Raw genomic sequence first — 21,719 nt, 5'->3', positions numbered from 1 at the left:
TTACAGCAAGATAATTGGAATAATATATTCGAAAATAAAAAACGTCCGACAGTAAACAAAACTATCGGACGTTATCAGTTATTTATGAAGAAAACCATTAATGCTGCGGCATACCTTGAGGCATCATAGGCTGTTGTTGTGGTGCTGGCGCAACTCTAACATCTACCACTTCAATATCGAATATTAAATTGCTATTCGCTTTAATAGGACCTTGAGCTTGTGGGCCATAAGCTAAGCTTGAAGGAATAAAAATGGTACCTTTACCACCTTTACCAAAAAACTTCAAACCTATTTCCATACCTGGAATTACTGAATGCGTACCGATACTCACTGGCAAAGGTTGTGCACCAGGTTTCCCAATATTACTATCAAATACTTTACCATCCTCAGTATAACCTTTGTACATAACTAGAACTTGCTTACCAGTATCTACTTTATTGGTTAAATCACCAACTGTACCTATTTGAGCAAATACACCTTCTGGACTTTTTTCTGCTTTAATTCCTTTTTTAGCAATATAAGCTTCTAGTGCTTTTATTTCGATCGCTTTTTGTTTTTCTATTTCTTGTGTTCTATCGGCAGTTGCAGCTTTATCGTCGTTAAATGCAGCTAATAATTCCGCTTTACCTTTAATCACAGAACCTTTAGAAAACACTCTACTATAATCAGGTATTAGACCTAATCTTTTTAAAGTATCTACGTTTAACTGAAATTCTACTTTATCGCCTACATTTAAGAGTGGAAATACTTCCATTAAATCGTATTTTTTAGAGTTTACTTGTGCGGTATCGTATGGTAGATACACTGGTACACCACCATAAGAACTATTTAAAATACTGTCCTTTCCACTTATTTTAACCGTAAATTCAAAGTTAAACTTAGCTATTTGACCTTGTTTTAATTTGTCTGTTTTGCCACCTTTAGTGATTTTATATGGCAAGCCAGATTTTGTTTTACTGTACTGATTACAGCTTACCAATAAAATGGCAATCGCTAAAAGTGATGTTAATTGTTTCATGCGTAAATGTTTGAGATTGTTTTTTGTTTTTTATTACTAATAAACCACGAATTAAGGTTAATTGTACGAATAGTTCGCAGTCTGTTTATGAAGGGTTGTTATTGTAAGTCTTCTTCGTATGCAGTTATTACTTCTTTAAACTTTTTTATCGTTTGCTCAAGTGAGTCGCTACTTCTACCGCCAGCGGCGTTAAAATGCCCACCACCTTCAAAATGCTTTCTTGCAAAAGTATTGACATCAAAATTACCTTTGCTTCTAAAGCTCCATTTGCGCTCTTCATCTCTATCTATACAGATAGCACCAAATTTTATTCCTTGAATGGTTAATAAATAACTTACCAATCCTTCAGAGTCGCCAGTTTTAATGTGAAATTTTAGCAAATCTTGCTTGGTAATATACATTAAGGCTGTATTGTATTCGTACAATACTTCTAGCCTATTCAATAACGCATGGCCGGTAAAGCGCAATCTATTTTCAAGAAAGTTATCGTATATATTATTATGTATAGAAGTATGTTCTAAGCCTAATTCTTTAAAATGCGCCACCATTCTATGAACCGAAGCTTTGGTTGATGGAAAACGGAAAGAACCCGTATCAGTCATAACACCAGTGTACAAACAAGTTGCTACAGCAATATTGATTTTATCTTGATAACCAGATTGCATGATAAAATCGTACACCATTTCGCAAGTACTACTTTTAGAAGTATCACTAATACCAAAATCAAATTGCGATTCTTGTGGTTCTTGGTGATGATCAATTAGAACTTTAATGGCTTTTGAAGCTATAATTGGTTGTTCCAAATGTTTTGTGCGATAAAGCACATTAAAATCTAAACAAAATACAATATCAGCTTTATCTAAAATTGCTTGTGCACGATGCTTGCCTGCTTCATAATCTAATACAGCATCTACCCCTGGCATCCAATTTAAAAAATCGGCCCAATTGGTAGGCGATATTACAGTAACATTATGTCCAAATTGAATCAAAAAATGGTACAAGCCAAGTGTACTGCCCATTGCATCACCATCTGGTTTTTGATGACATGTAATAACAATGTGTTTGGGCGTTGTGATCTGCGGAAAAAATTGCGCTATTGCTTCCATAAGGTGGCGGCAAAATTGCAGTATTCAGTCCATACACTCAAATTGATTTTTAAATGATAATGGTAATTTCTTGGATAGGCATAATATTCTATTACTTTTGCCGCCGAAAAAACATTATACAATGAGCAATAGAACTTTCACAATGATTAAGCCTGATGCAACAAGCAAAGGTTACACAGGTGCAATTTTAGACCAGATTATTAAAGCTGGGTTTAGCATAAAAGCTATGAAATGGATAAAATTAAGTGAAGAACAAGCAGGTTTATTTTACGATATCCACAGATCACGTCCTTTCTTTGGTGAATTAGTAGAATTTATGAGTAGTGGCCCTATCGTGGCTGCAATATTAGAAAAAGACAATGCAGTGGCTGATTTTAGAACTTTAATTGGTGCAACTAATCCTGCGCAAGCAGCTGAAGGGACGATTAGAAAAAACTTTGCAGCATCTATTGGCGAGAACGCAGTTCATGGTAGCGATAGCGATGACAATGCAGCTATTGAAAGCGATTTTTTCTTTAGCAAATTAGAGCGTTTTTAACCGTTCGTAAAAGAATTGTCATATTTCGTGAAAATATTTTTTTAGTGTAGAATATTTCCCTAATTTTAATCGTTTTTTAAGGGTTTAGGGTTGAAAAACGGGGCGGTGGTTTTCCACCAGCCCCTCTTTTTTGACTTAAACTGCTCAATTTAATTGATTTTCTCTTGTCTTCAGGTAACGACAGTTTTATTGAGCAACTTTTTGTACTTGTACCAATAAATTTGATGTTTACATCATACATTATTATTGTCAAATAATGTCATTATATCAGATCTTCAATTCGTAGTTGTTTGTAGTCTTTAATAAAACAAATAATATTTTTATATTTTTTGAATGCTTCAGGTTCGTGCATAGTGGTGATTACTACACAATGCATTCCAGCATTTTGTGCAGCTTCTACTCCTTTTGGGGCATCTTCAAATACAACACAGTGCTCAGGCGCTACGCCCATTAATGCTGCAGCTTTGGTAAATGTTTCAGGATGTGGCTTACTAATAGCGACATCATCCGCACTGACCACGGCTTTAAAATATTGGTGTAAATGCAAATTATCCAATACAAAATTGATATTGAAAGGAATAGCCGCAGACCCAATAGACATGGGAATTTGTGCATTATATGCAGCATCAAAAAATTGTTGTAACCCATCAATCAATTTTAGATTTGGTAAGTAAGCATCTTGATAACGTTTTTCTTTTTCAAGGCCCCAAAAATCCATCTCCGCTTGCGTAAACCTTCCTTTACCAAAAACACGTTCCATTACTTCGCTGTTTTTACCATACATCTCTTTGCTTACTTCTTCAAAACTGAGTTTTGCATCTAAATCTTGCGTTAATAAATTGTACCAAGCCTTAACGTGATAAGCCATATCATCCACCATCGTACCATTCATATCAAAAATAAATGCCTTGTTTATTCTTGTCATTGTTTGCTTATTTTACTGATTGTAACAAAAATAACGGCTGACAGATAGGATTGCATTGATTTCTGCTGAATTATCATACTTACTATTTGATAATTCAGATAATTGGTCTTGCTAAGCCAATCTGCCATCCATTAAAAAATTACTAAAGCATGAACTTTCTATGATGCATGCTTTAGTTCCTGAGATCGGCAATCAAATAATATCTACCAAAAGAAAGTATATAAAGCAACGATAAGACCACCAATAATTAAAGCACCTACCGCAAATGCATTGGTAGTTTTAAACATTTTGGTATCTACTTCCAAGCCATGTGGTGTTACACCATTTCGATTATCGAACATACTAATAAAATACATAATAATTACACAAAGAATAAACACAAAGCCCATTCTATCTAAAAAAGGAATCTCGTATAAAAAACTGCCATTTTCTTGTTTTACAGAAGTTGATAAACCGAAGCCGCTTAAAAATTCTAAATTCATCAGTTTGGGAAGAAATTTAAACAACACAGATAAGCCAAAACCACCAATTGTGGCAAATAAAGCAGCATTGGAGGTAGTTTTCTTCCAGAAAAAGCCTAAAATAAACATGGCAAAAATACCAGGACTAACAAAGCCTGTATATTCCTGAATAAAATCAAAACCCCCTTTTTTATCAATCCCCAAAAATGGTGAAATCAAACAGCCAATCATCATCGCTAATAGCACTGCAATTTTACCTGTTTTCACCAATTCAGATTCAGTTGCAGATGGCTTAATTTTTTTCTGGTAAATATCTAGTGTAAAGATGGTTGCTATACTATTTGCTTTACCAGCCAAAGAAGCCACAATAGCAGCAGTAAGCGCTGCAACCGATAGACCCTTAAAGCCAATCGGCAATAAATTTAAAAGTGTTGGGTAGGCCTTATCACCAATTACTTCACCGCTTCTGTCCATCAATTCATGATGGGTAAAATACCCTCTTTGGTTCAATACATAAGCTGCAATCCCTGGCAGTACCACAATGACCGGCATTAATAATTTTAAAAATGACGCAAATAAAAGCCCGCCCCGAGCAGTTTTTAAATCTGCTCCTAAAGCTCTTTGCGTGATGTATTGATTGCAACCCCAATAATTTAAATTCACAATCCACATACCCCCTATTAAAACTGTTAAACCAGGTAAGCTTGTATAGTTTGGATTATCTCTTTTCAATATCATATGAAAATGGTCATTGGCCCCTGACATCATCAATTTAAAACCACTAATCACTCCAGAACTTCCGCTTTGTTTTGCCACTAAGTTTAGAGCTAAATAAGTAGTGACCAAACCTCCGAGAATTAAGAAGAAAACTTGTATAACATCCGTAAAACCAATGACTTTCATACCACCAAGTGTAATAATAACAGCAAAAATGGCTAGCGCATACATACAAACATAAAGGTTAAGACCAGAAATACTGCTAATGGCTAAAGCGCCTAAATATAAAATTGACGTAAGGTTTACTATCACATACAATAACAACCAAAAAACAGCCATAATCATTGCTACAGTTGAATTGTAACGTTGATTAAGAAATTGAGGCATTGTGTAAATCTTGTTTTTAAGATATACTGGAATAAAGAAAATTGCAACAATCATTAAAGTTGCTGCAGCCATCCATTCGTAAGCAGAAATTGCCAAACCCATTTTGAAGCCATTACCACTCATGCCTATAAATTGCTCTGCTGAAATATTTGAAGCAATTAACGAAGCCCCGATTGCCCACCAAGTAAGCGAACCTTCTGCTAAGAAATAGTCGTGTGAGGCGCTTGCAGACGCAACTTTCTTTTTATTATAAACCCAATATCCATACAGTGCTACAATTAAAAAATAACCTAAGAACACTAAATAGTCAATTGTTTGTAATGTCTTCATTTTGGCAGAAATTGTTAGTTCGTTTTAATACTTGCGTAAATTTGAATAATAAATATAGGAGAATAAGTTGCAAATTTTCAAATGATTACATAAAATTTGCAATCGGTTACAAATTGAAAGAATTTCTTAAGTATTTAATTTTTATATTAATTTATAGTTGATTGCATCCAATCTGTACAGATATTGCGTTTAGCAGCTATAAATTTATTTGAAAAAAAGTAAGTTTTAAAATTCAAAATTCTTTATTCTTATTCGATTATTTTAATTTATGTGCATTGGGAATGATATTTAAAAAGGCTTGAAAATTAGCTTTATAACTCCTTTTATTTAATTTATAAAAAAAAGCACCTTTTTTTGAAGAGGCTTTTTCCTTTTCCTTTTGCTTAATTAAAAGTCCTGTCGACAACACTTTTCTACTAAAATTCCTTTTATCAAATTCGGTATCGTAGACGCCTTCATAAAGGCTTTGCAACTGTGGCAATGTGAATTTATCTGGCAATAATTCAAACAAAATGGGATGCAAAGCGGCTTTATATTGCAGTTTTGCTTTAGCCATTTTAATCATTTGCGGATGATCAAAAATTAAAGCAGGTACTTGCTTTACGGGCATCCATTCTGCATGATATTCTTCACTTATTTGTGTTTGATATTTGTGAATATCGATTAATGCAAAATAAGCAATTGAAATGGTTCGTTCAAGTGGGTCTCTGTCAATTGCACCAAAAGCATAAAGTTGCTCAAGATATACCCCATCCAGGCCAGTTAACTGTTTTAACACTCTTTTTGCAGCTTCATCAAAATTTTCTGTAGCTTGTACAAAGCCGCCCATCAAACTCCAGTTGCCTTTTTGAGGCTCAAAAGCGCGTTTTATTAAGAGTAGTTTTAGTTCTGTACCATCAAAACCAAATATGATACAGTCTACTGCTGTTAAAATACGTGTTTGTTTAGTATACTTATTCATTGTATTAAAACCGATATGTAACAAATATATTGTTAGCAGATCGCTTTTGTTACAAAAAAATAAACAAAGGCTGTTACTTACATTTGCCAAATGTTACCAATACAAGAATATAGTGAAGGCAAAGTGCTATTGTTTGATAAGCCTTTAACATGGACGAGTTTTAATGTTGTAAGTAAGGTACGATATCTTACAAAAGTGAAAAAAGTAGGGCATGCAGGCACTTTAGATCCTTTGGCAACAGGATTACTAATTGTATGTACTGGAAAGTTTACAAAAAAAATTAATGATTACATGGGCATGCCTAAAGAATATATTGGTAGCATAACATTGGGTAGTACCACACAAAGTTTTGATTTAGAAACCGAACCTGAGAATTTTAAAAGCACTTCTCACCTTACAAACGAACAAATTATTGCTGCTACAGAACAATTTAAAGGTAATATTTTACAATATCCACCACAACATTCTGCTATAAAAAAAGATGGGAAACGCTTGTATGAATCGGCACGACAAGGTATTATGGTAGAGGTAGAACCAAGACCAGTCACCATTTACGAATTTGATATTGTAACTATTAAAATGCCCGTTGTACATTTTAGAGTACGTTGTTCTACAGGTACCTATATTAGAAGTTTGGCAAATGATTTTGGTGCAGCTTTAAGTGTAGGGGGCTATATGAGTAGTTTATGCAGAACTAAAATTGGCGATTTTGATATAAAGGATGCCTTGCAAGTGGCTGATTTTGAAATAGAATTGAAAGCTTTGAGAGCAAAATTGTTGGCGCAAGAAGGGCAATAATTTTATTTTGGTGTTGTCAATCACGAAACTTTACATTTGTAGGCGTTTATCGGGGTGTTAGCTCAGTTGGTAGAGCGCTTGCATGGCATGCAAGAGGTCAGCGGTTCGACCCCGCTACGCTCCACTCAATCACATCTATTTTAGGTGTGATTTTTTTTGCAATCAATTTTCAACCCAACCATCAATATTGAACATTATGGACAAAAAAATGCCTCACAATTGTGAGGCATTTAGTGATCCCGTTGGGACTCGAACCCAAGACCCCATCATTAAAAGTGATGTGCTCTACCAACTGAGCTACGAGATCTTAATAAAAAAGCCGTAAAAAATGGTTTACGGCTTTGGAAAGCGTTTAATTTATATTGTGATTCCGTTGGGATTCGAACCCAAGACCCCATCATTAAAAGTGATGTGCTCTACCGGCTGAGCTACGAAATCTTGCCCATTTTCAATTAAGATTTAACTCTTTTTTCATTTTGGGAGTGCAAAAATAGGGGTTTTGATAATTGCACCAAATAATTTAGAAAAAAAATGAAAATATTTTCGCCTGTATTACTTTTTCCTAATACCTAAACTAATTTTTAAAAGAACTGATATTTAAAACGTGGTAAGCTTATTTTTGTTCAGAATATTTAAATATTATGTCAGTGTTTCAAAATAAAATAGTTGTTATTACGGGTGGTAGCGATGGTATTGGTAAGGCTTTAGTAGATGCTTTTTTATCATTAGGTGCTAAAGTGGCAACCTGTGGCAGAAATTACGATAAGTTGTATCAATTGCAAGCAGCGCATCCTGGCAAACCTTTGGTTATCCACGCAGCAGATGTAAGTAAAGAACAGGAGTGTGCATTGTTTATAGAAAAGGTCATAAAAAACTTTTCTACCATCGATATTCTAATTAATAATGCTGGCGTTTCAATGCGTGCTTTATTGCAAGATGTGGAGTTAGATGCATTGCGAAAAGTGATGGATATCAATTTTTGGGGCACCGTATATTGTACCAAGTTTGCCTTACCATATATTACTGCTAATAAAGGTACCATTGTTGGGGTATCATCAATAGCAGGTTTTAGAGGTTTACCTGGCAGAAGTGGTTATAGTGCTAGCAAGTTCGCCGTTAATGGTTGGCTTGAAGCGATAAGAACAGAATTGCTTGATAGTGGTGTCAACGTCATGTGGGTTTGCCCTGGCTTTACAGCTTCTAATATTAGGATTGCAGCTTTAAATAGCAAAGGCGAATCGCATGGCGAAACTCCTATGGACGAAGGCAAAATGATGACAAGCGAGGCTTGCGCACAGCATATTATCACCTCAATTGAGAAAAGAAAGCGAACGCTCGTATTAACTGCTACTGGTAAGCGGACGGTTTTTATGAATAAATTTTTCCCATCACTAGCTGATAAACTAACACGTAATTACTTTTATAAAAATGGGGAATTAGTAAAATAATAACTACCTGTTTTACGTTACCGATTACTAATGCCCATTGTTACCTTAACAACAGATATAGGCCAGCAAGACTTTGTAGTTGGCGCCATAAAAGGTCAGCTACTATCGCAGTATGCTGGCTTTAATATCGTTGATATCACACATTATTTACCAAAAGACAATTATCCACAGGCTGCCTATATCTGCGCCAATGCTTTTAAACATTTTCCAGACAATACTTGCCACGTGGTAATACTCGATTTTTTTGAAAATGCTTTACAATACCTATTGGTAGCAAAGCATCACAATCAATACATCATTTGCCCAGATAACGGTATTATTACCATGATTACAGGTAATAAACCTGAAGAAATTGTAGCTATTCCTATAAGTGGTTACTACAGTTTATTATCTGTAACAGCAATTGTGGCAAAAGCCATTGCTGCTTTATTGCATACCAATAATTTATCTGAAGTAGGCTACCCCGTTCAACAATTAATAGAGAAATATCCGCTACGCGCTACCATTGGCCCCGATTGGATGGAAGGTCAAATATTGTTTATCGATAATTTTGAAAATGTTATCATCAATATTACCAAACAAGAGTTTGAAGAACAACGGCGTGATAGAAACTTTAAAATTGTATTTAAGCGCAATGAAGTAATTGATAAGATCAGCAATAATTATTCAAGCGTTGTTGAAGGCGAGAAACTGGCATGGTTCAATTCGGCAGGCTATTTAGAAATTGCTATCAATAGCGGTAATTTGGCAGGCTTGTTTGGCTTACAAGGCTTTAATCAAAAAATGCAACAGCAAGGTGCGGCTGTACAAAACAAATGGTTTTACCAAACGGTTAGAATTTTCTTTGAGTAGTTAATACTTTTATTTGTTTAATTTTATTTCCTTTTTAGTTTCGCTGCTGTCTTTATTCAAGTTCAACTACATGTAGCGTCCGCTCACTATTCCTTCGAGATGCTGTAATTGAACAACACGGAGAGAATTAAAGTTATCTACATTTTACCAAACAGAATCTATTTTAAACTCGCCCTTTTCTTTTATAACATTAATATGAAGTACAACCTCTTTAGTAATAGGCTTATAAGAAGGACTAAAAGTATCGTAAACATAAAAGACGATATAAGAATTTGCTCGAGTTGAATCTTTTGTGACAGTTAATGTTTTTAAAGATTTATTGTCTGCACCTTCGTTATTGGTTAGAAAATCATTATCCAACCCACCTTTTTTGAATTCTTGTTTCAATTTGTTTTTGAAACTTAACGAACAGTATTTTTTTCCAATGAATCAATTCTTTTTATCAATATATCAAATCTTTTGGTCTCTTTAGTTGTAATCCATTCTGTATGATAAGCAGTATAAAATTCCTTTAGCATTTCTAACGCTTGTCTTTCTGTACTGTCTTTTTGTGTAAAAGCAAAACAATTGCTGCTTAAGAGTATTAATGAACTAGTTAAAAAAGAGATAAATAGATTTTTCATATTTTCTATTTCTTTCGTAATTTGATAATTATTAATAAAGCTGCTTATTAACGTCGATAACAAATTTAATAAGTTTTACGAAATTGCAGTGCCACGAGTGATATCCTTGTTTTTAAAGGCACAGATTATAACAAAGAAATAAGTTTTGACAAGCCTGTGCTTCTTTCTTTGCTACTTAGCCCACTGATAAATTAGAATACTACAATCAAGGGTTAAAATTCGAGAAACTTCAATCAATAAATAACTAGTTAGGCGTTACAAATTTCCAAGCTAGGAAAAAAAATTAGCATGCTAGGAAATTGGAATTTCCTAGCTAGGAAAATATCATTACCAAGGCAGGGAATTTTTTAGCCCTTTGTAGGTATTTTAAGTTGCGTATTGCAATACCTTCAATAGTGTAGTAGCTACCACTTTCTTAACCTGCTGCACGATTGCGTAAGGGATGGCTGTGGCTACCCCGCTGAAGGCTTTGCAGCCAAGCTTTTGTGGCGGAGTAATAACGGACAGCCCGACCGCCTTAGCGGTTACGCCATCATTATTCTTGTGCTTAAACAATCTTACTAACACAACTAGTTTTTTACGCTATTGTTTGCGTAACACCTTTTCTGTAATTCTTTATCTTATAATTACAACAGTGCTTTGCTGTTTGCACTTTAGCAACTAAATTCGCAATCTGTAAAATAAAACGGGAAAGTTTAGAATCGTCATTCAGTTAAATGCCGATGATGTATTTACAACCACCCATTCAATAAATTAAAAATTATGGCATACGATGTAATTGTTTTAGGTAGTGGTCCTGGTGGTTATCCTGCCGCTATCCGTGCTTCTCAGTTAGGCTTAAAAGTGGCTATTATTGAGAAAGAAAGTTTAGGTGGTGTGTGTTTAAACTGGGGTTGTATCCCTACTAAAGCGTTGTTGAAAAGTGCTAATGTGTACGATTATTTAAAACACGCTAGTGATTACGGTATTACTGCTACAGGTGTAGAGAAAGACTTTGGTGGTGTGGTAAAACGTAGCCGTGGTGTTGCAGATAAAATGAGCAAAGGTGTTCAATTTTTAATGCGCAAAAACAAAATTGATGTAGTAATGGGCTATGGTAAAATTAAAGCCAAAGGCCAAATAGAAGTGACTGCAGCAGATGGTAGCAAACAAGTGGTAGAAGGTAAATACATTATTATAGCTACAGGTGGTAGAGGTAGAGTATTACCAAACTTACCGGTAGATGGTAAAAAAATTATTGGCTACAGAGAAGCAATGGTGTTGCCAGAGCAACCAAAAAGCCTAATTATTGTAGGTAGTGGTGCGATAGGTTGTGAGTTTGGTTATTTCTACAATAGCATGGGTACAAAAGTTACTATTGTTGAGTTTTTACCAAAAATTGTTCCTGTAGAAGATGATGATATCAGCAAAGAATTAGAAAAAGCGTTTAAAAAACAAGGCATTACAGTAATGACGAATGCTTCAGTAGAAAGTGTAGACACTGCTGGTGCTGGCGTTAAAGCTAAAGTAAAACAACAAGATGGTAGCTACGTAACCCTTGAAGCTGACTTAGTATTGAGCGCTGTAGGTGTGGTTGCAAATATTGAAAATATTGGTTTAGAAGAACTTGGTATTAAAACAGAAAAAGGTAAAATAGTAGTAGATAAATACGGACAAACAAATGTGGCTGGTATTTACGCTATTGGTGATGCGACACCCGGCCAAGCGCTTGCTCACGTAGCTAGTAAAGAAGCGATAAACGCTGCTGAAGCTATTGCTTATAACGAAAAGAAATTTGCACACTTACCAGAAGCTTTAGACTACAACAATATTCCTGGCTGTACTTATTGCACACCAGAAATTGCTAGCGTAGGTATGACAGAAAAAGCTGCAAAAGAAGCTGGCTACGAACTAAAAATTGGTAAGTTCCCATTTATGGCTAGCGGTAAAGCGAGTGCTGCTGGCGCAACGGATGGTTTTGTAAAAGTAATTTACGATGCTAAATACGGTGAATTGCTAGGCGTTCACATGATTGGTATGAATGTAACTGATATGATTGCAGAAGCAGTTGTGGCGCGTAAACTTGAAACTACCGCACACGAAATTCTTGGTGCTGTTCACCCCCACCCTACAATGAGCGAAGCTTTTAAAGAAGCAACCGCTATGGCTTACGGTGAAGCAATTGACATTTAATTAAGTGTATCTATTTATAAAAAATCCTGTTGCAGTAGTTGCAACAGGATTTTTTGTTTACACAATAATTCTTTAGCCGATATCAATTAAGCTTTATTTACATCTATTTTAGGGAAGAAGGTCATTAACAAACTAATGGCAGATGTAAACACCAATGCCAATAAAGCCCAATGTCTCTCAGGGCAAATACCCATCATACAAGTAGTAAGTAAGATATAGTTTCTAATAGCCCACGAAAAGTTTAGTGCGCCAAGAAATACATTGGTACGTTTTGCCCAAATTTTTGGCAATAAAAAGCAGATTGCCATAATAACACTAAAAAAGATATTTACTTTACCTGGTGTGCCAAAGTCAGTACCTTTTGCATTCATACCTGTAACTACCAATTCTTTTGTTGGTATGGTTACCCAAGGTAAAAAGCAAATGCCTAATATAGCCAAAGCAGCTAATAATCCTATTGTTTGCGAGTGTTTCAAAGCCTAATGTTTTAATGAATAAATGGCTGGCGAAGATAAGGGACTAACTAGCGAAATTTTGATAGTAATTAACACTTATCATTACCAACCAATGCCATAATCTTCACCATTATTACTACTACCACCCCATAAACTACCATGTTTCCAATCGAACAAAATAGCATTTATAGGGCCGCTACTTCTGTCGTCATAACTCAATTTATAGCCCATTTTTTCTAGCTCGGCAACTAGTTCAGAATTCTTAGTTCTTGTATTTAACAATAAATTACCTGCTTTTGGTTTTCTATCGTCAATTTTAGAGCCGCCTAAGCTCAACCAAAGTTGATTGGTATTAATATTAGCAGCTTCACAAGCTTGTTGAATGGTCATACCAAATTCTACCACATTTAAAAAGCATTGTAATAAGTTTTGGTCTTGCGTATCACCGCCTTGCACACCAAAACACATAAATGGCTTACCATCTTTCAAGGCAATACTTGGTGTAAGTGTTACTCTTGGTCTTTTGCCTGGTGCCACCACATTAAAAGGATTAATAGTACTATCTAATACAAAACTTTGCATGCGTTGGCTCATTCCAACACCCGTATTACCCGCAATGCAAGCTGGTATCCAACCACCACTTGGTGTAATGGAAACCACCCAGCCTTCTTTATCTGCGGCTTCTACGCTTGTTGTACCACGTTTCAATCTATCCATATATTCCTCGTCCACTACTTCAATACTAGATGTTCTGGTATCATGTTTCGGTTGAAAATTGCTGTTATTATTTGTAGTATCGGGGTTAAATAGTTGCTGCCTTTTAGCTAATAATGTTGCAAAAGGATTTGTTTTTCCTTCAAATGGATAGGGATCGCCAGGAAAAATATTAGGATAATTTTTGTCAAATTGAATCAATTTGGCTCGTTCTTTTGCATAATCTTTACTTAATAAACCAGCCATGGGTTGTTGCTTGGTAAAACGAGGATCACCGTAATAAAAATCCCTATCTGCAAATGCTAAACTCATTGTTTGATACAAGGTATGGATATATTTAGTACTATTATAACCCATTGATTTCAAGTCGAAATTTTCCAATATATTCAAACTTTGTAAAAGCATTGGTCCTTGGGTCCATTGCTGCAATTTGTACACATCAATGCCTTTATAGTTAATAGACAAAGGCGTTTCTTCTACAGGTTTCCAATTGGCTAAATCCTGTAAAGTTATCAAGCCACCTTGTTCTTGGCAACCACGTACAAATTCTTTGGCAATATCACCTTTATAAAATCTATCAAAAGCGGCCATAATTGCTTCTTTACGAGATTTATGTGCTTTTAAAGCCGCTTGTTCAGCTTCTACAAGTTTGGTAAGTGTTGCTAATAAATCTTTTTGAACAAATATTTCACCAGCTTCTGGGGCTTCTCTTTTTTCACCCAAATGCGGTAGCATCACTGCTTTACTATAAGGCCATTGTTTTAATTTGTCTTTTGCTTTTTCTATGCTGTTAGCAGTTTGTGCTTCAATGGGGTAGCCTGCTGCCAATTGCATACAAGGCGCTAAAACCTCTTTCAAACTCATGCTACCATATTCTGATAGCATATAACAAAGCCCACCAACTGTACCTGGTGTTGTTGCTGCCAATGGCCCATATTCTGGTGGAAATTGATAGCCTTTGCTTTTAAAAAATTCAACGGTTGCGCCTGTTGGTGCTACACCCATAGCATTTATCGCAATTACTTTTTTAGTTTTAGGATTATAAATGAGTGCCTGCGTTTCGCCGCCCCAGCTAAGCACATCCCACATGGTACAAGTAGCGGCAAGCATCGCACAGCTTGCATCTACAGCGTTACCGCCACGTTCAAATATTAGTGCCCCGGCCGTTGCGGCCAATGGTTTTCCCGTAACCGCCATCCAATTTTTACCATGTAAGGGAGGCTTTTGGGTTTGCTGCGCAGATATATTTAAGGCTAGGCAAATAGCAGCAAGTAAAGTAAGAGAACGTAACATAGTTTGTGGTTTGTGATAAAGATAACAACGGCTGCCATTTAAATGTTAATAGTGCTTCGTTTTTTAGATGAAAGGATTGAAAATAAAAATGCCTGCTACTAATAATAACAGGCATTTTGAAGTATATAACAAAATACTATAGTTGTTTTATTTTAATATTTCTATACCAAACTTCATCACCGTGATCTTGTAAACAAATTTTACCTTTTTTAGCTGTTCCAAAGTCGGCCCATTGTTTAAATTTACTTTTAGCAACCATGGCTTTCCAATTGTCATCAAACATAGTTGTGTGCACCACTTTTTCACCATTTAAAACAAATGTCAAATCGCCATTATTTAAAATAATTTCGGCTTTATTCCATTCACCAACAGGCTTTACAGTTTCTTTGTTACAAGCAATTAAGTCGTACAAATCGCCAGCTCTATGTTTTATTATTTTCCCATCTGGATGGCCATCATTGTCTAACACTTGCATTTCTGGGCCAGTAAAATAAGGTTCACTGTATTTGGCATCTTCTATTACATTAAACAATAACCCACTATTCCCTTTTGGCGAAATTTTCCATTCGTATTTTAAATGGTAGTTGTCATAAGCCGCGTCAGTTACTAAATTACCTCTACCTTCTTTAGCTGTTGCATCTAGGTGTAATGCGCCATCTTCTACTTTCCACGCGGCGCCAGCACTCGTTTTATTGTAGCTATGCCACCCTTTCGTGGTTTTGCCATCAAATATTTTCATAAAGCCTTTGGCAGTATGTTTAGTAATGGTGGTAAATCCAAAAATCACCACCAAAGCGCAACTTGCAATCGTTAGTTTATTGTACATGACTTAGCTATTTTTAAGTAATAAAATGTATTTCACCATTTGTTCTGCATCAGCTTGCGATACTTGCGGATGCGGTGTCATTGGTATAGCACCCCAAACGCCAGAACCCCCAGCAATTATTTTTCCTGCAAGTCTTGTAATAGTGCTATCCGCGGCACCAGCATATTTCGCGGCCACTTCATTGTAAGCAGGTCCAGTTGATTTTTCATTGATTTTATGACATGTGAGACAATCAGATTTGGCAACTAAATCAAGCCCTTTTTTATAATTTGGATCGGCACTTATATCCGTTGTAACAGACGCAACAACTGTTTTGTCTTTAGTTTCAGCACCACCACATGCTATAATACTAGCTGCAATAGAAGTGGCAAATAGAACGGTAAACACTTTTTTCATCTTAATCGTTTGAGTTTATTTTTAACAAATTAATACTTGTAAAAGTAGGGATAGAACAGATAAATAATATTATTGCAACAATTTTTTTCTAGTAAGAGGTTGAAAAAAACCGTTCAAAAAAAAGTTTATAAATAGCAAAGGCTTGCATTAAAACAAAGCATTATAAATATTTAAAAAAGCTATTGTTAGTTCAAATTTATTTCTACATTTAAACCGCCAACCCATTTTATTATATATCTAACGATTTTATGCAAAGTAGTATTCGTATTCGCTTGTCTTTAATGATGTTCTTACAATTTTTTATTTGGGGTGCTTGGTATGTAACCATGGGTACCTATCTAGCGAATGCGCTTAAAGCTGATGGTGTACAAATTGGAGCAGCCTATAGCGCTATGGCCATTGCCACAATCATATCACCATTCTTTGTTGGGATGATTGCCGACAGATTTTTTGCGGCACAAAAGTTATTAGGAGTTTTACATTTAGTAGGCGCTGCGGTTCTATATTACATAACATCTGTGAGCAACGCAGATAATTTCTATTGGTGGGTTTTATTATACTCATTATTATATGCCCCCACTTTAGCACTAACAAATACGGTTGCTTTTGGTCAAATGAAAGATCCTGGTCAATCATTTGCAGGCATTAGGGTATTTGGTACCATCGGTTGGATTATCGCAGGTATTTGTATTGATAGAGTGTTTCATATCAAAGCAGAGCAAATGGCATTTACTTTTAAAATGGCCGCAATTGCATCTGCTGTTCTTGGTATTTTAAGTTTTATGTTACCAGCCACACCACCAAAAGCCAAAGGTCAAAAAGCCACTTTTGGGCAAATATTGGGCAGCGACGCATTTGTATTGTTTAAAGACAAATCATTCGTAACTTTCTTTATTGCCTCTATTTTAATTTGTATACCATTATCTTTTTATTACAGCCAAGCTAACCAGTTTTTAAATGAAGTGGGTATGGCAAACGCCACTAGCAACATGACGTTTGGGCAGTTTTCTGAAGCCGCTTTCATCCTCTTAATTCCTATTTTATTTAGAAAATTAGGGGTAAAATGGATGATTATGATAGGTATGTTGGCTTGGGTATTGCGCTTTTTATGTTTTGGTTTTGGTAACGCTAATGCAGGTTTATGGATGTTATTTGCTGGCATTATACTACATGGTGTATGCTACGATTTCTTCTTTGTAACTGGACAAATTTATACAGATAATAGAGCTGGTGAAAATATTAAGAGCTCTGCACAAGGCATGATTACAATGGCAACTTATGGTTTAGGTATGTGGATTGGTTCACTACTTTCTGGTTATGTTGCAAAAAGATATACTACTGGCGATAATGTGCATGCATGGCAAAGCATTTGGTTAATTCCTGCAGGTATTTCTGCTGTGGTATTAGTTCTATTTGGGCTATTTTTTACAGATAAGAAAACACGGGAAACAGTTTAATTATTCATTACCAATTTTCGAACCAATGTCTACTACCAATAGAAGAACTGTTATTAAAAATATATTAGCTGGTTCTGTAGCTGCATCTACAACGGGTATCTTATCTAGTTTTTCTTCGCCACAAGCCCAAACTAGTGCGTTGAAAAGAAATATTAACCATTCAGTTTGTAGATGGACATATGATTTTTTAACGCTCGACGAATTGTGCCAAGTGGTAAACAGTATTGGCTTTAGCGCTATTGATTTATGTGGTCCGAAAGATTGGCCAATACTAAAGCAATACAACATTTTTAGTAGCATGTGCAATGGTGCAGAAATTAGCTTAGTAAAAGGTTGGAATGACACGCAATATCATGCTACTTTAATTAAGAATTACACAGAAATGATACCATTAGTGGCGGCTGCGGGTTATAAAAACTTAATTTGCTTTAGCGGTAACAGAAATGGTATGGCTGATGACTTAGGAATGAAAAATGCTGCTGACGGCTTGAAACAGATTATGTCTACCGCAGAGAAATATGGCGTTACCATACAAATGGAATTGTTAAATAGCAAAGTCAACCACAAAGATTATATGTGCGATAGAAGCCAATGGGGTGTGGATTTGTGTAAAATGATTGGCTCAGAAAACTTTAAATTGCTATACGATATTTATCACATGCAAATTGATGAAGGGGATGTGATTAGTACCATTAATGCGCATCATCAATATTTTGGTCATTATCATACTGGCGGTGTACCTGGTAGACACGAAATAAACGACACACAGGAATTGTACTACCCTGCCATTATGAAAGCCATTTTGGCAACAGGCTACAAAGGATATGTTGCACAAGAGTTTATACCTACCGGCAACGATAAAGTTGCTTCTTTAAAACAAGCTATTAATATTTGTGATATATAAAAAATAGTTTTTTCAGATTGCTGTTTTCTTAAAACGGACTAAATAGCTTCTTAAACTATCCTAAAAATATTTAAATTATAACATTCAAACTTCAAAACAATCCATATGGCAGAAAACACTTACGATGCGATCGTTATCGGCAGCGGTATTAGCGGTGGCTGGGCAGCAAAAGAACTAACTGAAAAAGGGCTAAAAGTGCTCATGCTCGAACGTGGTAGAAATATCGAGCACGTGAAAGATTATGTAAACGCTACTAAAAATCCTTGGGAATTTCCTCATAGAGGTGGCAAAACACAGCAAATGATTGCTGATTATCCAGTATTAAGTAGAGAGTACACTTTAAATGAACAAAACCTCGATTATTGGACCAATGAAAAAGAAAGTCCATACACAGAAGTAAAGCGATTCGATTGGTTTAGAGGTTATCACGTAGGTGGTCGTTCACTAATGTGGGGCAGACAAAGTTACCGTTGGAGCGACTTTGATTTTGAAGCTAATGCAAAAGACGGGCATGGCGTTGATTGGCCTATTCGTTATAAAGATTTAGAAAAATGGTACGATCATGTAGAACGTTTTGCAGGTATCAGTGGTTCCAAAGAAGGATTGCCACAATTACCAGATGGTCAGTTTTTGCCGCCAATGGAAATGACTTGCGTAGAAAAAGATGTCGCTGCGCGAATTAAGTCGCATTACAAAGGTGCGCGTACCATGATTATCGGGCGTACAGCTAATCTTACAGAAGCTCATGAAGGCAGAACCAATTGCCAATACAGAAATAAATGCTGGCTAGGTTGCCCATTTGGCGCATACTTCAGCACACAATCTTCTACCCTACCTGCGGCGATGAAAACAGGTAATTTAACCGTACGTCCATTTAGTATTGTTACAAAAATATTATATAACAAAGACACGAAAAAAGCAACAGGTGTAGAGGTGTTAGATTCTGAAACCAACAAAACCTACGAGTTTAAATCAAAAATTGTGTTTGTAAATGCCTCTGCCTTAAACTCAGCTTGGGTGTTGATGAATTCTGCAACGGATGTTTGGGAAGGCGGTTTAGGTAGCAGCAGCGACCAGCTTGGTAGAAACGTGATGGACCACCATTTAGGTGTAGGCGCTAATGGTACCGTAGATGGCTATGAAGATAAATACACTTACGGCAGAAGAGCGAATGGTATTTATATACCTCGTTACCGTAATTTGTTTGGCGATAAAAGGGATTATGTACGCGGTTTTGGTTACCAAGGTGGCGGTAGTCGCCAAGGTTGGCATAGAGATCTCGCAGAAGCGGGAAGCTTAGGTGCTGCTTTTAAGGATGCCTTAACAGAACCAGGTGGTTGGTCGATGGGAATGATGGGCTTTGGTGAAGTATTACCTTACCAAGAAAACAGAATAACACTTGACAAAAACAAGAAAGACAAATGGGGCTTGCCTGTATTATCATTTGACTGCGAGTTAAAAGATAATGAACTTAAAATGCGAAAAGACATGATGAACGATGCTGCTGAAATGCTTGAAGCGGCAGGTGTTAAAAACATCAAGACTTACGAAGGCAATGGTATTTTGGGTAGAGGTATCCACGAAATGGGTACAGCACGTATGGGTAAAGATCCTAAAACATCTGTATTAAATGGCAATAACCAAGTGTGGGACGCATTAAATGTGTTTGTAACAGATGGTGCTGCCATGACATCAGCTGCTTGTGTAAACCCATCATTAACTTATATGGCTTTAACCGCAAGAGCATGTGATTTTGCTGTTAGCGAATTGAAAAAAGGCAACTTATAATTATCTAATTTTAAAATATTTACAATGAATAGACGTGAAGTAATCTCAAGAATAGGTCTGCTACTTGGCGGCACAGTTGTTGGCGCAGAAGTGTTTGTCAATTCGGGCTGTGGTCCAACTGATACACAAGTAAACAAGCTCTTTAAACAAAGCGATGTTGCTTTATTTGATGAAATAGCAGAAACTATTTTACCAGCAACTTCTACACCTGGCGCAAAAGCCGCAAAAGTGGGTGCTTTTATTGCCATGATGGTACAAGACTGTTACACTGTTGCTGACCAAAAAGTATTCTCAGACGGTATAAAATCGTTACAAGAAGGCTTTAACAAGCAATACAATACGAGTTTTATAAAAGGTACAGTAGAGCAACGTACTGCCTTTTTAAATGCACTTGATAAAGAGCAACAAGCTTATCAATCAACTAAGAAAAAGGAAGAGCCAAGCCATTATTTTCGCATGTTAAAAGAAACAACCTTACTTGGCTTCTTTACATCGGAGGTAGGGGCTACCAAAGTGTTGCGCTATATAGAAACACCTGGACGCTTCGATGGCGCTGCACCTTATAAAAAAGGTGATAAAGCTTGGGCTACAACATAAAGCAATGTATGATTTGGAATTCCTAATCAGTTTAAAATCGACTATTTACTAATAAATTAAAATTGCATTATGTCTATTAATAAAAGAAGAGAATTTTTAAAGCTTTCTGCACTAGCAGCGGGTGGCTTTTTATTACCATCTGCTAGTACCCAAGCAGCCAATTGGCTAAGCGGTGCGGGTGCCACTACCCATAAATTCGGATTGCAGTTATGGTCTCTAAGAGATGATTTACCCAAAGACCCAAAAGGCGTTTTAAAACAAGTAGCAGCATTTGGTTATAACCAAATTGAAAGTTTTGAAGGTAAACAAGGCATGTTTTGGAGCATGACAAATAAAGAATTTAAAAGCTATATTGGCGATTTAGGTATGCAAATCGTATCTAGCCACTGTGACTTTAGGAAAGACTTTGAACGCAAAGCCACTGAAGCCGCTGAAATAGGCATGAAATATTTAATTGCACCTTATTTAGGCCCTCAAAAAAGCATTGATGATTTTAAAAAAGCCGCTGACGAGTTTAATAAATGCGGTGAGATTTGTAAAAAGAATGGCTTGAAATTCGCTTACCACAATCATGATTATTCTTTTAAGAAAATTGATGGAGAAGTGCCAATTGATGTTATGTTAAAAAACACGGATTCAAATACCGTATTTTTTGAATTAGATATTTATTGGGCAGTTACTGCTGGTGTAAATCCTGCCGATTACTTTACAAAGCATAAAAATCGTTTCACACTTTGTCATGTAAAAGATAGAATGAAAAATGCAGTAGCAACTGATCAAAACTCTTCTTGCGTGTTAGGTGAAGGTGTGATTGATTATGCACCAATTTTAAAAGTAGCTAAAGCCAATGGTATGCAATATTTTATTGTAGAACAAGAACGTTATGATACTGCCACACCACTTGAAAGTGCTAAAAAAGATGCTGCTTACATGAAGCAATTGAAGTTTTAAAC

Annotated in this window: 22 protein-coding genes and 3 tRNA genes; 11 read left to right on the top strand and 14 right to left on the bottom strand. The window is 36.0% G+C overall.

Annotated elements, in window-relative coordinates; genetic code table 11:
• Positions 1–97: 97 nt before the first annotated feature.
• On the bottom strand, positions 98–1,018 hold the full coding sequence (locus ACFOW1_RS12720; RefSeq protein WP_379014737.1) for an FKBP-type peptidyl-prolyl cis-trans isomerase: 921 nt from the start codon (positions 1,016–1,018) through the stop codon (positions 98–100).
• Positions 1,019–1,116: 98 nt separating this feature from the next.
• A complete protein-coding gene (locus ACFOW1_RS12715; protein ID WP_379014736.1) occupies positions 1,117–2,124 on the bottom strand; it encodes a DHH family phosphoesterase in 1,008 nt (335 codons plus the stop codon).
• A gap of 121 nt (positions 2,125–2,245) precedes the next feature.
• Here ACFOW1_RS12715 and ACFOW1_RS12710 point away from each other — a divergent pair, with 121 nt between their 5' ends.
• Positions 2,246–2,662 carry a nucleoside-diphosphate kinase gene (locus tag ACFOW1_RS12710; RefSeq protein ID WP_379014734.1) on the top strand — a complete coding sequence of 139 codons (417 nt, stop codon included), beginning with the start codon at positions 2,246–2,248 and terminating at the stop codon, positions 2,660–2,662.
• Positions 2,663–2,924: 262 nt separating this feature from the next.
• On the opposite strand, the gene ACFOW1_RS12705 is transcribed toward ACFOW1_RS12710, so the two are convergent.
• The 3 genes from ACFOW1_RS12705 to ACFOW1_RS12695 all read right to left on the bottom strand — a co-directional run bounded on the left by ACFOW1_RS12705 (position 2,925) and on the right by ACFOW1_RS12695 (position 6,443).
• Positions 2,925–3,587, bottom strand: coding sequence for an HAD family hydrolase (locus ACFOW1_RS12705; RefSeq protein ID WP_379014733.1), 663 nt, complete (start codon positions 3,585–3,587; stop codon positions 2,925–2,927).
• Between the two features lie 203 nt (positions 3,588–3,790).
• Positions 3,791–5,482 (bottom strand): sodium/sugar symporter, encoded by a 1,692-nt coding sequence (locus tag ACFOW1_RS12700; RefSeq protein WP_379014732.1) that lies wholly within the window; start codon positions 5,480–5,482, stop codon positions 3,791–3,793.
• A gap of 256 nt (positions 5,483–5,738) precedes the next feature.
• Positions 5,739–6,443 carry an NUDIX hydrolase gene (locus ACFOW1_RS12695; protein ID WP_379014730.1) on the bottom strand — a complete coding sequence of 235 codons (705 nt, stop codon included), beginning with the start codon at positions 6,441–6,443 and terminating at the stop codon, positions 5,739–5,741.
• Positions 6,444–6,533: 90 nt separating this feature from the next.
• On the opposite strand from ACFOW1_RS12695, the gene truB reads away from it, so the two are divergent.
• Complete coding sequence (truB, locus tag ACFOW1_RS12690) at positions 6,534–7,241, top strand: tRNA pseudouridine(55) synthase TruB (RefSeq protein ID WP_379014729.1); 708 nt, start codon at positions 6,534–6,536, stop codon at positions 7,239–7,241.
• Between the two features lie 51 nt (positions 7,242–7,292).
• Positions 7,293–7,365: transfer RNA gene (locus tag ACFOW1_RS12685), tRNA-Ala, on the top strand.
• Positions 7,366–7,475: 110 nt separating this feature from the next.
• Here the strand turns inward: ACFOW1_RS12685 and ACFOW1_RS12680 are convergent.
• Together ACFOW1_RS12680 and ACFOW1_RS12675 are read right to left on the bottom strand one after the other, a co-directional pair.
• Positions 7,476–7,548: transfer RNA gene (locus ACFOW1_RS12680), tRNA-Lys, on the bottom strand.
• Between the two features lie 58 nt (positions 7,549–7,606).
• Positions 7,607–7,679, bottom strand: a tRNA-Lys gene (locus ACFOW1_RS12675).
• Positions 7,680–7,882: 203 nt separating this feature from the next.
• On the opposite strand from ACFOW1_RS12675, the gene ACFOW1_RS12670 reads away from it, so the two are divergent.
• Positions 7,883–8,689: an SDR family oxidoreductase gene (locus ACFOW1_RS12670; protein ID WP_379014727.1), complete on the top strand. Its 807-nt coding sequence runs from the start codon at positions 7,883–7,885 to the stop codon at positions 8,687–8,689.
• Positions 8,690–8,719: 30 nt separating this feature from the next.
• Positions 8,720–9,541 (top strand): SAM hydrolase/SAM-dependent halogenase family protein, encoded by an 822-nt coding sequence (locus ACFOW1_RS12665; RefSeq protein ID WP_379014726.1) that lies wholly within the window; start codon positions 8,720–8,722, stop codon positions 9,539–9,541.
• 144 nt (positions 9,542–9,685) lie between these two features.
• Here the strand turns inward: ACFOW1_RS12665 and ACFOW1_RS12660 are convergent, their stop codons facing one another.
• The 3 genes from ACFOW1_RS12660 to ACFOW1_RS12650 form a co-directional block, all read right to left on the bottom strand.
• Entirely contained in the window at positions 9,686–9,928 is a 243-nt protein-coding gene (locus ACFOW1_RS12660) for a hypothetical protein (RefSeq protein ID WP_379014724.1), read from the bottom strand.
• A gap of 14 nt (positions 9,929–9,942) precedes the next feature.
• Positions 9,943–10,164 (bottom strand): hypothetical protein, encoded by a 222-nt coding sequence (locus ACFOW1_RS12655; protein ID WP_379014723.1) that lies wholly within the window; start codon positions 10,162–10,164, stop codon positions 9,943–9,945.
• A 366-nt stretch (positions 10,165–10,530) separates the two neighbouring features.
• Positions 10,531–10,731, bottom strand: coding sequence for a hypothetical protein (locus tag ACFOW1_RS12650; RefSeq protein ID WP_379014721.1), 201 nt, complete (start codon positions 10,729–10,731; stop codon positions 10,531–10,533).
• A 195-nt stretch (positions 10,732–10,926) separates the two neighbouring features.
• Here ACFOW1_RS12650 and lpdA point away from each other — a divergent pair, with 195 nt between their 5' ends.
• The gene (gene lpdA / locus ACFOW1_RS12645; protein ID WP_379014720.1) at positions 10,927–12,336 is read left to right on the top strand and encodes a dihydrolipoyl dehydrogenase; all 1,410 of its coding nucleotides are present in this window, start codon (positions 10,927–10,929) and stop codon (positions 12,334–12,336) included.
• Positions 12,337–12,422: 86 nt separating this feature from the next.
• Here lpdA and ACFOW1_RS12640 read toward each other — a convergent pair whose 3' ends face one another.
• The 4 genes from ACFOW1_RS12640 to ACFOW1_RS12625 form a co-directional block, all read right to left on the bottom strand.
• Positions 12,423–12,812 (bottom strand): hypothetical protein, encoded by a 390-nt coding sequence (locus ACFOW1_RS12640; protein WP_379014719.1) that lies wholly within the window; start codon positions 12,810–12,812, stop codon positions 12,423–12,425.
• 81 nt (positions 12,813–12,893) lie between these two features.
• Positions 12,894–14,798, bottom strand: a complete 1,905-nt coding sequence (locus ACFOW1_RS12635) for a gamma-glutamyltransferase family protein (protein WP_379014718.1) — start codon at positions 14,796–14,798, stop codon at positions 12,894–12,896.
• 136 nt (positions 14,799–14,934) lie between these two features.
• A complete protein-coding gene (locus tag ACFOW1_RS12630; protein WP_379014717.1) occupies positions 14,935–15,624 on the bottom strand; it encodes a 3-keto-disaccharide hydrolase in 690 nt (229 codons plus the stop codon).
• Positions 15,625–15,627: 3 nt separating this feature from the next.
• Entirely contained in the window at positions 15,628–16,020 is a 393-nt protein-coding gene (locus ACFOW1_RS12625; protein WP_379014716.1) for a c-type cytochrome, read from the bottom strand.
• A gap of 248 nt (positions 16,021–16,268) precedes the next feature.
• Here ACFOW1_RS12625 and ACFOW1_RS12620 point away from each other — a divergent pair, with 248 nt between their 5' ends.
• From ACFOW1_RS12620 to ACFOW1_RS12600, 5 genes are all read left to right on the top strand, one after another.
• On the top strand, positions 16,269–17,477 hold the full coding sequence (locus ACFOW1_RS12620; protein ID WP_379014715.1) for a nucleoside permease: 1,209 nt from the start codon (positions 16,269–16,271) through the stop codon (positions 17,475–17,477).
• A 25-nt stretch (positions 17,478–17,502) separates the two neighbouring features.
• On the top strand, positions 17,503–18,381 hold the full coding sequence (locus ACFOW1_RS12615) for a hydroxypyruvate isomerase family protein (RefSeq protein ID WP_379014714.1): 879 nt from the start codon (positions 17,503–17,505) through the stop codon (positions 18,379–18,381).
• A gap of 105 nt (positions 18,382–18,486) precedes the next feature.
• Entirely contained in the window at positions 18,487–20,169 is a 1,683-nt protein-coding gene (locus tag ACFOW1_RS12610; protein WP_379014712.1) for a GMC oxidoreductase, read from the top strand.
• Between the two features lie 24 nt (positions 20,170–20,193).
• Positions 20,194–20,766 carry a gluconate 2-dehydrogenase subunit 3 family protein gene (locus tag ACFOW1_RS12605; RefSeq protein WP_379014711.1) on the top strand — a complete coding sequence of 191 codons (573 nt, stop codon included), beginning with the start codon at positions 20,194–20,196 and terminating at the stop codon, positions 20,764–20,766.
• A 69-nt stretch (positions 20,767–20,835) separates the two neighbouring features.
• Positions 20,836–21,717: a sugar phosphate isomerase/epimerase family protein gene (locus ACFOW1_RS12600; protein ID WP_379014709.1), complete on the top strand. Its 882-nt coding sequence runs from the start codon at positions 20,836–20,838 to the stop codon at positions 21,715–21,717.
• Positions 21,718–21,719: the final 2 nt, after the last annotated feature.

Origin of the sequence: Parasediminibacterium paludis (assembly GCF_042651445.1) — a bacterium.
Taxonomy (GTDB): Bacteria; Bacteroidota; Bacteroidia; order Chitinophagales; family Chitinophagaceae; genus Parasediminibacterium; species Parasediminibacterium paludis.
The sequence above is the reverse complement of the archived record's forward strand: the minus strand, read 5'-3'. Positions and strand labels throughout refer to the sequence as shown.